The organism is Dyadobacter tibetensis Y620-1 (assembly GCF_000566685.1).
GTDB classification, from domain to species: Bacteria; Bacteroidota; Bacteroidia; order Cytophagales; family Spirosomataceae; genus Dyadobacter; species Dyadobacter tibetensis.
Genome location: NZ_AZQN01000003.1, coordinates 1,096,146 through 1,112,276, shown reverse-complemented (window position 1 = coordinate 1,112,276; position 16,131 = coordinate 1,096,146). Strand labels below are relative to the sequence as shown.

Genomic DNA, 16,131 nt, shown 5'->3' with positions numbered 1-16,131 from the left:
ATGTCAGCCTGCAATTACTAAAAGTTGAATGCCTTGATATTAATATTATACACACACTTTCACTCTTACTTAGGAAAGTATAGCCTCTTTCAAAAACTTTTGCGGAAAATCCCTGAAAATCTGCATGTAAGGATTCTTCATTACCATAAAGAAGAAGATCGCTGGGCTTCTTTATTAGGTAAAGTGTTGCTTCAGGAAGGGTTAAAAGGTTTTGAAATAACCAAAAATTATAAATTAACAGGGCTACGATATACCTTGTTCCGACGTCCATATCTAGATTTTGCAGATCTGGATTTTGATTTCAATATTTCTCATTCAAGAACCTGTGTATGCTGTGCCCTAAACCTGAATAGTCGGATTGGACTAGACATTGAATATATGCAGTCCATCTCATTAGAACGATTTCTAAACCAAATGACAGAGCAAGAAAGGAGAAAAATTGATCAAGCTAATAATCAATTGCAGGCATTCTATAATTATTGGACTGAAAAAGAAGCCATTATTAAAGCCAATGGCAAGGGGCTTTACATCAACATGAATGAGATAGAAGTCAATAATCGTCGATCTATACTAGAGAACCAGATTTGGCAGACATTTCCCATTAATATAGGCGAAGGGTACACAGGGCATATTGCCACCCTGTTTCCTGTGGAATTCCAGAACCTTAAAATCTTGAATATGGAATGGGATAAATAACAAAATTTTCTAAATGGAAAATAAATGACCTTTTCAAAATACATTCACGTAAAGCAATAAGGTATGAAGTCACAAATAATCAATGATCGATACGACCCAATTGCGATCATAGGTATGGCTTGCCGGGTGCCATCTGCCAAAAATTATAATGAATTCTGGAAAAACCTTTCTGATGCTAAGGCTAGTATTACCGAAGTTCCTGCGGACCGATGGAATTGGGAAGAGCATAGCCATAGCATACAGGGCGGCCCAAATACGCTAACTAAATGGGGAGGGTTTATTGAAGACATCAGCCATTTTGATGCTTCCTTTTTCAACATTTCAGGCAAAGAAGCGGAATTAATGGATCCGCAGCAGCGGATAATGCTAGAACTGGCCTGGCACTGTATGGAAGATGCCGCCTATCGTCCCTCTCAATTAGCTGGGACCGACACTGCTGTTTTCTTGGGAGTATTTAACCATGATTATAAAGAACTTGTGGAGCGCTTTGGAAGCATTGAAGCTCATCACGGAACAGGCACTTCTGCTGCGATAATCCCCAATAGGATCTCCTATTTTTATAATCTCAACGGACCCAGCGTACCGGTAGATACTGCCTGTTCTAGTTCAGCTCAGGCCATACATATGGCCGCCCAGGCCATCCATCTGGGCGACTGTAGCATGGCCTTGGCAGGGGGAGTAGGGTTATTATTATCCCCCTCCAGGTATACAGCTCTGGCAAAGGCAGGCATGTTATCACCAACTGGAACCAGTAAGACTTTCGATGACGAAGCCAATGGGTTTGTAAGGGGAGAAGGAGCAGGATTAGTTTTATTAAAATCCCTTCAACAAGCAGAGAAAGATGGTGATAGAATCTACGGAATAATAAGGGGCAGTGCCGTAAACCATTGTGGGAAAACCTATACGATTACCTATCCTAATCCCGATTCCCAGGCGGAGGTAATCAAAAAAGCCCTCGATCGTGCTGCCATCCAGCCGCAAACCATTGGTTATATAGAAGCGCACGGTACCGGTACCCCTAAAGGAGATCCCATCGAGTTCGAGGGACTCCTGAAGGCCTTTGATGCCTATAGCAACCCTCCTCTAGCTTCTTCGGCTTACTGTGGTTTAGGTTCCGTAAAAGCGAATATCGGGCATCTGGAGCCTGCCGCGGCGGTGGCTGGCTTAATAAAGGTTCTCCTAGCCATGAAGCACCAGACTTTGCCGAAACTCGTTCATTTCACCCAACCCAATAAAAAAATCTCCTTAAACGGAAGCCCATTTTATATAGTGGACCATTTGAAAACATGGAAAAGGCTTAAAGACCAGGATGGCACGGAGATACCCCGTAGGGCGGGAATAAGTTCATTCGGATTTGGTGGCACCAATGCGCACTTGGTGATAGAAGAGTACGTCCAACCTACTCGTGAAAAATCACCCGACTTACCGAGTTATATTATTTGCCTATCCGCTAAAACTTGGCCTTCTCTTCATCAAAGAATATCAGATTTATTGGCCTATCTAAAACGCCCTGAAGAACCTATTAATCTGCTCGATTTGAGTTATACATTATTAATGGGAAGAGACCATTTTAATAAACGTATATCACTTGTCGTTAGAAACCTTAATGACTTATTAAAACAACTGCAGTCGACACTCGATGAATTAAATCAAAGGCAAGAAAATAGAGATTCCACAAAAAACCACCTCATGGAAGACCCACTGATTGGTATCGAAACTCCTGAGGCGCTTGTTAAGAATTATTTACCGATTATCAACAAGCTTTCCCACCTTTATTCAAATGGCTTTAACTGGGATTGGGACCGAATATTTGAGGGCATTCACCCAAAAAAACTAGGCTTACCCCACTACCCCTTTACCCCCACTTCCTATTGGTTTAGCAGGGTATCAGAAGAGGAAAAACAACTAGTCCATCCATTTATACAAAAAACAAAGGATGATACCGGAAAGATAGTCCTAGAGGGAACTCCCCCCCTAAATCCCCCCTATTGTTCCAACCTTGATTCGTTCATAACCTGTAGCAGTGATATCCCTCATGGCTACCTTCTTGAAATGGTACGGGAATCCTTATTATTAGAATCTGTAAGACCAGGCGGGCCACGGATTTCCTTAACATTTGACCACTTCGAATATCCCAACTCACTAAAAGATTTACCTAAGAGCAAACCTCACACCCTTCGATGCATCTCTGATGTAGGGGTTACTGATAGAATGACTGTGGTGGATCAAGTACATGGATTGCCAGTATTTTCCTGTAGGGCTAGAGAAGATAGAAAAACCAAAAGGGCAAGACAAAACCTTGACTCAGTACAAATTCTGCAGGCACAGGCAGGCTATTCACATGAACAAACTTATCAACTATTAGAAAAAGCTGGCTTTGCTTACGGGCCTCATTATCGGAGCATTCAAGAGATTTCCATTCTCAATAACCAATTCATTGCCGGCGTTCAAACGCTAGAAGCCGCATACCAAGGCTTTAAGATATATCCAGATATTTTGGAGACAGCATTTCAACTAGGGATGCTCTGGCAGCATTATAAAATCAGTACCATACAGCTGAATACCCGGATAACCTATCCTACCCTAAAATCCATCACATTTTTCAGCGCTTTTAAATCGAAAATGTGGGCAATTATGGCGGTTCAAAAGAACAGTTCGGGGGTAAATAACGTCTTAGAAATTGATCTTTGTAATGATTCCGGGCTGGTATGTGCACATCTCATTCTTGTCATAAAAAACATTGCTGATGACCATGAAACTTTAAATTCATCCTCTCAGGCCGACACTTTATACTTGGGTTCTTATTGGAAAACTGCCCCCCCTGTAAGACATGTATATGCTGCAGCTAGCTCCAAAATAGTACTTTGCCCTGGGGGGACATGGAAGGGGTATAATCTGAAGGAAGAAATTAGAGATCATGAGGTGATAATTATCCAACATTCTTCAATTGCACCTGAAGATCAAATATTTGAGATAGGAATTAAATGTATCGCTTATATACAAGAATGGGTATTGCAGCTAAAAGATACCCTACTAATACAAGTTGTGGTTCCAAACTCTGGAATTGAACGTCTGGCCTCGTCCCTTGCTGGAATGTTGAAAGCAGTCCAGACAGAGTACAATAAAATCAACTTTCAGGTAATAGAATGGTCCCCAGCCGAAGAAAAATCATTAAAAAGGGTGCTGGATGAAAATCAACAGGCAGATTACGATCGGCATATAAGTTATAGACAACACCATCGATGGATCAAAAATTGGGCACAGTGGAAACCCACCTTACCTGTACGCAATCCATGGCAGGAGAATGGGGTATACCTTATTACTGGAGGAATGGGAGGAATAGGTCAGCTTTTCTGCAGGGAGGCAATCCGTCAAACTGAGAGGGTTACCCTAATTTTGACCGGGCGATCTGAACTGGAAACAAATAAAAGAGATGTGTTGTCTACATTAACATCCTCCGGAGCCCGGGTACTTTACCATCCCACGGATATATCGGACCCAGATGCGGTTCAAAAACTTATAGATGAAATTTATTTGAATTATGGAAAGCTTACCGGGGTAATCCATTCTGCAGCAGTTATTCAGGATAGTCTTTTAATAAAAAAAACCAAGGGCCAGATTGAGCAGGTACTAGCACCAAAGCTAAAGGGCCTCGTAAATCTGGATCAGGCCATAGGGAATCGCCCTCTGGACTTTCTTTCCTTATTTTCCTCCACTACATCGGTAATTGGAAATATTGGTCAGACCGACTATGCCTGGGCCAATTCCTTTATGGATGAATTCGCTTTTTACCGGAATAGATTAGCGAAAGCGGGGGCCCGTCAGGGTAACACCATCTCCATTAACTGGCCATTTTGGAAGGAAGGAGGATTAACCTTAAGTCCTGGGGGAATTAAAAATCTAAAACATATGTCAGGCATGGTTCCCATGCCAAATGATATTGGAATTAGGGCCTTCAGCCATATGTTGTCAGGTCCCTCCGCGCAGTGCCTCGTAATGTACGGTCAGACTGAAAACTTAAAACGCCGAATAAACTGGGAGGTGGAGCTCTCCAATTCCGATCTTTTTTTGGATCCCTTCTCCATTCCCACAGAAACGACCTATTCTCAGGACATAAATGCTACCCCTATGGAAAATATTAACAAAACCCTGCTGACCCTTGCCGCTGACGTACTCAAAGTCCCTGCTGAACATATCGATTTGGACACTTCTTTTGAAGAATATGGCTTTGACTCTATTCTTTATGCCGAGTTTGCCATGATTTTGAATGAACAGTTCGAGTTAAGCTTAAGTCCCACAATATTTTTCCAATTTGCAACTCTGAGTAGCTTGGCTTCGCATATTTTTGATGAAACAAACTCCACTTCGGAAACTACAGCTCCAAAGATAATCCAGAATCGCAGTGAAATTCTCGGAGACTATGAAGATTTCCTCCCTACTATTCCAAAGCCCGCATCTGCTCCTGAGCAGTCCAGCCATGCCGACGCCACAGTGCAACCCGAAGCCTTGACGCCTATTGGTGAAAATTCTCCCCGCACTCATGAGGCTATACTCTTTCGACTCCAACAGTTCGCGTCCGATCTTCTGGAAATCCCGATCGACTTTATTGACCCTGAAGCAGGAATCGATGAATATAGTTTCGATAGCATTCGTTATACAGAGTTTGCCGTCCGGATTAATGAAGCTTTCGGAGTAGATCTGACCCCAATCATTTTCTTTGAATATAGCACTCTTACGGCATTGGCGTCCTATCTTCAAGACAGCGTGGTACTGCCGGAAAAAGATAGCACTATCGCTCATTCAGACCATGATCAGGAGGCCACTGAAAGTCCGCAAATTTCTGAACTCCTTGGTTCAAAAAGTGACCGTGCTAACAGCATTAATCTCGCTCCACGCACAGGTTATAATAACGTATTAAAACCCGATACACCACATGCATTAGAAGAGCATATTTTCGAAATCCTTATTCAAACCGCATCCACTTTACTAGAAATACCCACCGAACATATCCGGCTCGATGCCGGTATGGACGAGTATGGATATGACTCGATTCGATATACCGAATTTGCCATACAATTAAACGAAATATGGGATCTCGATCTGGCTCCTACCATTTTTTTTGAATGTGAATCATTATTCAAATTAGCTGGCTACCTGCAGCGTGAGCATTTGGAAGCCTTAATAAAGGAGTGGAACGAGAACAAAAAGTCTGCTCCAAACTCTTGCCCGCTCACCCCAGAAAAAGAACTTGTTCAGATTCATTCTGCGAAAAATTATTTGCCAGAGGATTCACGCCCCGTGGCGATTATTGGAATGAGTGGAAAATTCCCAAAAGCCGATACGCTGGAGGAGTTTTGGGAGAATTTACTAGAAGGTAAAGATTGCATTGTCCCTCTCCCTGAAGATCAATGGATACGTCAAGATATGAACCCGGAGAATGATAGCAAAGCAAGCCAATGGGCCGGATTGATTCGGAATCTTTACGATTTTGATCCAGAGTTCTTTAACATCAGCGAACAGGAGGCTATCGACATGGATCCTCAACACAGACTCCTTATGCTATATGCATGGAAAGTCATAGAAGATGCCGGCTACGCCCCGCAGGATTTAAAAGGTAGCGATACGGCCATTTTTGTAGGAATGGCAAGCCACGAATTCAGCGAGTTAATTGGTAGGCAGAAACATGCGAACCCTTCATTCAATCAGACCAATATTATTTCCTGTATGGGTCCCAATCGCTTTAGCTACTTTCTGGACCTTACCGGTAGCAGCGAACCTGTGGACACAGCATGTTCTAGTTCATTAATCGCAATACATCGGGCAGTCCGGTCCATTCAGTCCGGCGACTCAACAATGGCCATAGCAGGTGGCGTAAATGCCCTTCAATCGAAATCTTCTTTTATCCGCATGGGCCACGCTGGTATGCTCAGTAAGGAAGGCAGATGTAAAACATTTTCAGATACTGCGGATGGGTTTGTACGCGCTGAAGGAGTGGGCATGGTCCTATTAAAAGATTTAAAACAAGCAGAAGCGGATGGAGATCATATATATGGAATCATTCGTTCTACTGCCGATAATCATGGCGGGCGTGCTAATGCGTTGACGGCCCCCAGTATGCGGGCTCAAATCAATCTCATTAAAAAAGCCTATAAAAAAGCTGGAATTGATCCTTCTACTGTCAATTTTATCGAAACACATGGTACTGGGACTAAGTTAGGAGATCCTATAGAAGTAGATGCCCTTAAAACAGCATTTACCGAATTGAGTACGCTACACAGTACTAAACAAAACTATTGTGGACTAGGAAGTATCAAAAGTCATATTGGACATACTGAATATGCCTCTGGTGTGGCTGGGGTTATAAAGGTGTTATTACAATTGAAACATAAGACCCTTATCAAGAATCTACATTGTAACACTATTAGTCCTTATATTAAGACAGAAGGAACCCCCTTTTATTTAGTACGGAAAAATCAAGAATGGAAGGCCGTGACCACCGAAACTGGAGGAGCTAGCCCCCGACGGGCCGGGGTGAGTGCCTTTGGGTTTGGAGGAGTGAACGCCCATGTCATCATAGAGGAATACATCCCAAAAAATCAGACACCTGATGAATACTACAGCAGAGAAGCGCAACCCAAAATATTTGTATTCTCAGCACAAAGCCCTGAACAACTTCAACAGCAAACTGACCTGTTATTGAACTTTATTGACTCCGGGCAGGCAGGACAAGAGCAGTTGGCCGATATGGCCTATACCTTACAGACCGGAAGGAATGCCATGCCCTACCGCCTCGGATTTTTGGCCTCGAATATATCGGAACTGCATGAGAAATTGCAATATTTTAAAACACATGCTAAGGGTAACCCTGATTTTATACTGGGGGCGGCCGACCTCAGTAAGTCAAAACAGCCATATACACCGCCTATAGCCCAAACAGGCAGTCAGGTTGAACTCCTTAGCCTTATCCAAGATTGGGTACAGGGATACCGGGTAAACTGGAAATTACTTTCGATCAATGCCAACAGAAAGAAAATTAGCCTTCCAACCTACCCATTTCGTTTGAAGGTGTACCGATTAGGCATTGAAATTAAGGACTCACCCAACACAGTCCAAAAGGTAACCGAGCAGCAAGAGGCTAGGGAAAGCTCCCGGCAAAAGAAAAAAGTCGAGGCCACAATTGGTACACTGCCATCTGATTCAATTTGTAATATCCATTCCAGCTCCATGGAACTGGGAAGTCTTCATAGAAATGGCAGCGAAGCTGCAATATCAATACGGCAAACTGGTGGAATATTAGAATTTGACCAAAACTGCCTTTCCCACCAGACAGAAAAAAGGAGTGAAAGTAGTCAGTTAACCGATGTCGAGCAGGGAATAACATCTGACTCGGCAAAATCCAAGTACTCCAAGGTTCATCTATTAAGACAGGAATCAGCATATAAAAATAGCCGTAACGTTTCGGATAACCTCAAAACCCTAGAACCTATTGCCGTTATCGGAGTAAGTGCCGAGCTCCCAATGGCCAAGGATATACATGAATTTTGGGAAAATCTGGTCAGTGAAAGGCATTGTGTTACAGAAATACCTAAAGAGCGGTGGGATTTCCGCGACTATCCGGCAGTGAAGGCCAGATTAGGCGGATTCATAGAAAACATGAGCACCTTCGACCCACTCTTCTTTAATATTTCTCCGGCCGAAGCCCTACAAATGGATCCTCAACAGCGGCTTATGATGATGCATATCTGGAAGGCCATAGAAGATGCTGGGTACAATCCTAATAACTTAGCCGGAAGCAATACAGGAATATTTGCTGCCATCTCCTGCTACGAATACAACAGGGTGTTGGCACAGTCTCAAACACCAATTGAAGGACATTCTCTAATGGGCATGGTATCATCGATGGGTCCTAATCGCATTAGCTACTTCTTAGACTTTAAAGGGCCAAGTCAAGCCATAGAAACCGCATGTTCCAGTTCATTGGTAGCCATTCACCGAGCTGTTGAATCTATTAGAAGTGGCCGATGCGACATCGCATTAGCCGCAGGAGTCAATACTTTATTAACCCCTGAAATTTACGAAAGCCTCTATCACTTCGGTGCATTAAGTGATGATGGTTGCAGCCGAGCTTTTTCTGATCGTGCCAGCGGGTATGTTAGAGGTGAAGGAGTGGGAGTTATCATGCTCAAAAGCTTAAAAGCGGCGGAGGAAGCCGGGGACCATGTTTATGGGCTGATCAGAAATACCAATGAAAACCATGGTGGGCGGGCCAATTCGCTCACTTCTCCTAATCCTCGTGCTCAAGCCGACCTAATTTACGATACATATTTACCCCTAGATATTGACCCCCGATCAGTTAGCTATGTTGAAACACATGGACCAGGAACCTTGATAGGAGATCCTGTGGAGGTGACAGCCTTAAAAAACGCATTTAACAGGCTTTATCAAAACCATGATAAGCCCGTCATGGAAGCAGGCACCTGTGCGATCGGATCTGTCAAAACAAATATTGGTCACCTGGAGTTTGGAGCGGGTATGGCTGGAGTGCTCAAGGTTTTGATGCAATTAAAACATAAAAAACTCCCTAAAAGTCTTTTTAGTGAGTCTATAAACCCTCATCTCAAATTAGAGAATAGCCCCTTTTATGTTGTCCAACATACACAAGACTGGAAAGTCAGAAAGAACGATAAGGGTCAGGAGTGGCCAAGGCGAGCAGGGGTCAGTGCCTTCGGGTTCGGCGGAGTAAATGGTCACGTTTTATTAGAAGAATATAAAAGCTATAAGCCTCAAAACCTCTCCTACACCACAGCTCAGCCAGTACTAATGTTGCTCTCAGGGCAGAGTAAGGCAAGCTTGATACAATATGCGAAGAATTTTATAGAAAGCATCAGTAAAGGTCAGATCTCTGCGAATGATTTGTACTCAATGAGCTATACTCTACAGGTCGGGAGGGCACATATGAAAGAAAGAGTAGCACTTTTGGTTCGGAATATATCAGAGTTAGCCCAACTTCTTAAACAGTTTATCAATGGACATATTGAGTCTCAGGTCTGGTATAATCAGTTTGACACCTCATACAAAAAGTCCCCTCAAAATTACCGACAAATAGACTATCCGGAGTTATATGCATCATCTCAATTACCAAATTTGGCCCAATTATGGGTAAATGGTGCCGAAATAGAATGGAGTGCATTATACTCTAATGATATACCGCGTAGAATAAGTCTTCCGACTTACCCCTTTGAGCGAAAGCCCTACTGGGCAAGTCCACTTCCTAAAAAAGGAAGCTCTTCTCCTTCGTCAGATTCGACTAATGGGAGAGTTGATGAGGCAATTGATTCCAGTGTCATTCCACCCAAAACAACAAATTATCCTGAAAGGGAAAAGATGGTTTCAACACTTAAGGAGATTGTGGCAGAAATTATCCATATGCCTGCCTCAGATATAGCGGAGAGCAAACCTCTCTATCAGTATGGTCTCGATTCTATCTCTACGAGTAGATTTATTCAGCAGGTAAAAAAAATCATCCCGGATGTAGATAACCGACTATTATTCGATTACCCAACCGTCGGAGAGGCAGCCGATGCCTTGCTCTCCCTTCACCCGCAATCATTGGCCAATATTCAAACTACTCTTTCTTCCCCGCCCTCAAAAAAGCTTCCGAAGGATATCATAAAGCTTAATGCCCAAACTGAAGGTAGGCCCATATTTTGGTTACATCCAGTCGGGGGAGGTATAGAAGGATACCATTCCATTGCCGAATGCAGCCGACGACCCTTTTACGCGGTTGTTGCCGATACCTGGACCAAACACGGAAAACACTTCAAGGGAATTGCAGATATGGCTCAGTATTATACCGAGCTTGTACTTCAGACCCAGCCAGATGGACCCTATGACCTTGGAGGATTCTCCCTTGGAGGGGCCTTGGCTTATGAAATGGCAAAGCACCTTCAGAAACTCGGAAAGCAAGTAAGCTCAATCGTAATGATCGACTCCATATTTATTGCTGGCTCCATGAATCGTTTCGTTATAGACTACAGGTCCATGGTACTGCAAACGGTTAATTTGCTTCTCGGAGCCTCTAACTTACAGCATACTGAGCAGCTTGCCGACAAGCTAATCCATAGAGACACAATTCCCGATTTTCCTTCCGATCAATCCTTTTTAGAGTATGTCACAGCCTTAGCCAAAGCCCGAGGATTGAGCAGTGCCCCAGAGCAAATTAACGCCATAATTGAAAGAGGTCGCTCTGTAAGAGAGTCAGCCCAATTTGTGGATTACCGGGTGCTACCCATGGAACAGCCTGAGGCAATCGATGTTTACTATTTTTCTAATAAAGACAAACAATTCTACGGCAAGCTAGCCCCTTATTGCATCTTGCATGAGTCGGAAAATCTTCATTTAGATAATCAGCAATACTGGTTAGCGTGGAAAAATGTGCTACCTCAATTTCATCATATTGAATTATCTGCACCAAATCATATCACCTTAATGAATGATAAGAGCGTGATCCAGCAAATCAATAAAGTATGCCATACATTATATGAATTATCATAAGATCAATCCTTAAACGATACTGCTTATATGAACACTCCCCTTACCCCTACGCCTCCTATTTATGCACTCGCCTCTAGCTATAGAGGAGAGGATCAATATTTACCCCATATGCCTGCCGAAGAGATTATTGCTGATTTCTTCCCTGAAAGCTTTTCTGAAGTAGTTTTTAAGTTATCAAATGCCACCTCTTCCTTCTATGGATTAATGCTTAAAGCCGCAGGAGAAAAGTTTGGCTATGAATGCATGGAAGAACTCTCTAAGGCTACTACCTATGCTTTAGGCCAGAAGACTGCAAAGCAAATGCTAATTCTTAAGCCTTCCATCGAACGAAATGCGAAGGGTATAGCGAAAATTTCCATTGCATCTATTTTTCGTAGTAGCCCCGAATACATCTTTCAATTTTTGAAGTATGAAGAGCATCTGGTTGAAATACGATTTACAGGAATTGACCGCTATCATCGTATCTGCAGAGAGTTGGGGATCGAACAATATATCAGCCCTCCCATAGATGCGTATATCCAGGGCATCAACGATGCACTTCATCTTCCATATCAAATTTGTATGGAAATAGAGTCAATATCTGAAAACAGCATTTGTTCCTATAAACTAAGCTTCAAATTATGAAAGTCTGTATGTTCCCTGGACAAGGGTCTCAATTCAGAGGTATGGGACAGGATTTGTTCCCCTTATTTCCCGAACTCATGGAAACTGCCAACCACATCATGGGTTACGATCTACAAGATTTATGCATACATGACCCCCATCGGCTCCTCAACAATACGCAGTATACCCAACCGGCATTATACGTGGTAAGTGTTATGGACTATTTAAAACATATAGAACAAGCCAGCATGCCGGACTGTTTGCTAGGCCATAGTTTCGGAGAATATGTAGCCTTATTTGCAGCAGGAGGATTTTCGTTCGAAACGGGACTCCAATTAGTAAAGAAGCGGGCAGAGCTTATGTCGGAAAAGGCCAGTGGAGGCATGGCTGCCCTATTGGGCATGCGGATGAATGAGGTGCGTAAAATCCTCGAGAAAAATCATTTTACAGAGATTGACATTGCCAATTATAATTCTTCACATCAAATCGTAATTACCGGTCCCAGCGACCAGATACAGGCGGCCCAGCAGGTATTTGAAGATCAGGGTCTGAAACTATATTTCCCGTTAAATGTTAGCGGAGCATTTCACTCCCGGTATATGGTAGAAGCCGCAAAAGAATTTGGGGACTTTGCCAAAAGCTTCTCATATAATTCCTTAAAAATTCAGGTGATTTCTAATGTTACAGCAAGACCATACGGTATGCAATATATTCCAGATCTATTGGAAAAGCAGATAAGCCAACCCGTTCGATGGTATGAAAGTATAAGCTACTTACTATCATATAAGGGGACAGAATTTATAGAATTAGGCCCAGGAGACGTACTTAAAAAAATGCTCATTCACATTCAAAAAGAACCTATCCCGATGTCTGAGAATAGTTTTAAAGATCTTTGCAACCATGTACTCATTCGAACTAATTCAGGCACCTCAGCAACCACATCGAGCGATCGGTGCATACGGCCCCAGGACTTAGGATCTGCCGAGTATCTAGCCGATTACCGGGTAAAGTATGCCTATGCCTGTGGAGCAATGGTACATGGCATTGCATCTAAGGAATTAGTTGTAAAGATGGCCCGGGCAAAATTGATGGCCTATTTTGGCACAGGCGGATTAAAATTGCCAGCCATAGCGGCTGCCATAACCTATATCCAGGATCAATTGGACCAGGGAGAAAGTTTTGGAATGAACCTGTTGAATGGGTCTATGGAAGAGGAACTGGTTGACTTATTTTTAGATCGTCAAATCCGTAATATTGAAGCCTCAGCTTATATGCAAATTAGCATCTCATTGGTCAGATTACGCCTTTCTGGTATTAAAAAAAATACCCAAGGGCAGGTTGTTATTCCAACCCGGATAATGGCGAAAGTTTCCAGACCAGAGGTAGCTGCAGCATTTATGAAACCAGCCCCTGAAAAACTCATTAAAAAGCTACTCCAGAACCAACAAATCACAGCTGAACAAGCTTCTCTGGCCACTAATATACCCATGGCCGATGATATTTGTGTAGAGGCAGACTCTGGAGGTCATACAGACCGGGGCGTAGCCTTTGCTCTGGTTCCTACCATAATGCGGTTGCGCGATGAAATCATGGAACAATACTGCTACCAAAAAAAAATCCGGGTAGGCGCAGCCGGTGGAATTGGAACACCGGAAGCTGCGGCCGCAGCCTTTGTACTGGGTGCCGACTTTATTCTCACGGGATCCATTAACCAATGTACGGTTGAGTCGGGTATAAGTCCTGCTGTAAAGGATCTTTTACAACAGGTTAATATCCAAGATACCGACTATGCTCCCGCTGGGGATATGTTCGAAATCGGGGCTAAAGTTCAGGTACTTAAGAAAGGAACTCTTTTCTCGGGACGAGCAAACAAATTATATGACCTTTATAAACGATTTAATGCCCTCGAAGAAATTGACGAACAAACCCGTATACAGTTAGAAGATCGGTATTTCAAACGGAGTTTCGAACAAGTCTATGATGATGTAAAAGATTACTATTCAGCGGAACAAATTGCGGTGGCAGAAAAAAATCCTAAGCAGAAGTTAGCTTATCTTTTTCGCTGGTATTTTGGACATAGCAATGCACTGGCACTCGAAGGAAACCCCCAGCAGCTGGTAGACTATCAAGTTCATTGTGGACCTGCCATGGGGGCCTTTAACCAATGGGTTAAGGGCAGTAAACTTCAAGATTGGCCCAATCGACATGTCGATATCATTGCTGAAGAACTCATGACCGAAACAGCCCTCCTATTAAAAAGACGCTTCGAAAGTTTTTGTCGTTAACTTATACAAATATATCTCTTGAAAATGAATACCTACAGCTCGGAAAGTACTACCATACCGTATTCGACCTTTCTCGAAGAGCAACAACAGCAGATAAAAAATTGGCTGCAAAAAGAATACCGGGATCGTCCCCACGGAGTTAGCCCAGAGGTGATCAAAAAAATCCTCTCCAAAAAACCACTATCCGTAAGTATCCCAAAACAGTATGGTGGCAGAGGGGGCTGTATCAGAGAATCGATGGGCTTGCTATCTACAACCGCTTACGAGTCGCTGCCTCTTTCCCTGCTGTTAGGGATCAATATGTTTCTTTTCCTACAACCTGTCGCAAAGTATGCCGATAAGGATATACAAAAAAGTGTATTCAAAAATTTTTTGGAAAGTAGCCATATGGGTGGCCTTATGTTGACAGAACCCGATTATGGAAGTGACGCCTTAAACCTGAAAACCAGTCACAGCTATGGGAATAATGGCTACCATATTAAGGGGATGAAACATTGGCAAGGCCCCACCGGCTTGGCTGACTATTGGCTGGTTGCTTCTCGAAAACGACTACCCTCGGGCGAGCTCGCAGCGGATATTGACTTCTTTATCAGTGATGGTAATCAAGCGGAACAAGGTATAGAGGTTCAGGAATATTACGACAATCTGGGACTTTTTATGATCCCCTATGGTCTTAATAAAATTGATATTGTCGTGCCTGAAAGGCAGAAACTAACTTCCAAAGGTACCGGCATTAAAATGATGCTGGATATTTTGCATAATAGCCGGCTCCAGTTTCCTGGAATGGCTATGGGCTTTTTAAAAAGAATTTTAGACGAAGCCATTCAGCATTGTACCCAACGCAAAGTTGGGGGCAAGTCACTACACCTTTACGATAATATTCAATACCAACTAGCAAAATTACAATATGCTTATACCCTGTGTTCGGCCATGTGTACCAGGAGCTGCAAAATTAGTGGAATGGATAAAAATGCTTCTCCTCATGGACTGGAAGCCAATAGTATGAAAGCGTTGATAACCGACCTGATGCAGGAGTCCGCACAAATATTACTTCAGCTTAACGGTTCAAAAGGTTTCCGATTCAGCAGCAAAGCAGGCATGAGTATTTTGGATAGTAGGCCCTTCCAGATATTTGAAGGCCCAAATGAGTTGCTTTATAACCAAATTGCAGAAACAGCATTAAGAGAAATGAAGTTTAGAAAAATCCTTAACGTCTTCGAATATTTAAGCCAGGCTCCCCGAACTGGCAAGGCGTCCGGCTTTTTCAAGAATGAGCTCGATTTTACACTCTACGCCGAAGTACCACAAAGAAAGATGATTCTTCTCGGGAAAATGATAGCGAAGGTGGTAGCTTCAGAATATCTGATGGAATTAAACAATCTTGGCTATAATAGCCAACTCATCGAGTCGGCTCAATCTCTACTTCATGTAGAGCTCGCAAAAGTTGCCTGCGCCTATCACCCTCCTAAGCTAGGCCAATTCACGGTCGATTATCAGGAAAATAGTAATTGGCTATCTTTTCCGTAAGGGTATTTTAAGTCCTCCTCTTCAAAATTAAATTAGCCCATATTTAAGGGGAAGTTGTTGGATTGAAGCGTAATAAAGCTTCTGTCTACCACCTTCCCCCTCTTTATTAGGTTTCCAAAAACCCTTAACACTCATCGGATTTTAACCCCTGAAGAATATCTGCTTTTTATACGGTAGGTCTTCAATTTATGCCCCCCGTCCAGAGTTTAAACATGCCTGTTCGTAAATAGGCTCTCCTTAACCTTAAAGCACAGCTGCACGACCGGATTAAGATGTTCGGGACAATCGGTTACTGTAAATCAGGGTGATCGGTTTCTTTCTCGTTAGCAACAGATAATTAATCTCGGATATTATTTCATTTCTAGACACAACTGGTTACTATTGTAATCCAATAAATTCTATTCAACCCGACATCACACTGCCCCGTTAAGAGTGTATAACTTTTTATTTAATTTTCGTCCGCACC

The 16,131-nt window shown here is 42.9% G+C and carries 5 protein-coding genes; all 5 read left to right on the top strand.

Features of this window, described 5'->3' with window-relative positions:
- Window positions 1-99: 99 nt before the first annotated feature.
- The 5 genes from X939_RS22365 to X939_RS0111460 all read left to right on the top strand — a co-directional run bounded on the left by X939_RS22365 (window position 100) and on the right by X939_RS0111460 (window position 15,665).
- A complete protein-coding gene (locus X939_RS22365; protein WP_131694824.1) occupies window positions 100-696 on the top strand; it encodes a 4'-phosphopantetheinyl transferase family protein in 597 nt (198 codons plus the stop codon).
- 63 nt (window positions 697-759) lie between these two features.
- Window positions 760-11,250, top strand: a complete 10,491-nt coding sequence (locus tag X939_RS0111475) for an SDR family NAD(P)-dependent oxidoreductase (RefSeq protein ID WP_025763415.1) — start codon at window positions 760-762, stop codon at window positions 11,248-11,250.
- Window positions 11,251-11,277: 27 nt separating this feature from the next.
- A complete protein-coding gene (locus X939_RS0111470; RefSeq protein ID WP_025763414.1) occupies window positions 11,278-11,874 on the top strand; it encodes a hypothetical protein in 597 nt (198 codons plus the stop codon).
- Window positions 11,871-14,138 (top strand): ACP S-malonyltransferase, encoded by a 2,268-nt coding sequence (fabD, locus tag X939_RS0111465; protein ID WP_025763413.1) that lies wholly within the window; start codon window positions 11,871-11,873, stop codon window positions 14,136-14,138. Before X939_RS0111470 ends, fabD begins: the two co-directional genes overlap by 4 nt.
- A 24-nt stretch (window positions 14,139-14,162) precedes the next feature.
- Window positions 14,163-15,665: an acyl-CoA dehydrogenase family protein gene (locus X939_RS0111460; RefSeq protein WP_025763412.1), complete on the top strand. Its 1,503-nt coding sequence runs from the start codon at window positions 14,163-14,165 to the stop codon at window positions 15,663-15,665.
- Window positions 15,666-16,131: the final 466 nt, after the last annotated feature.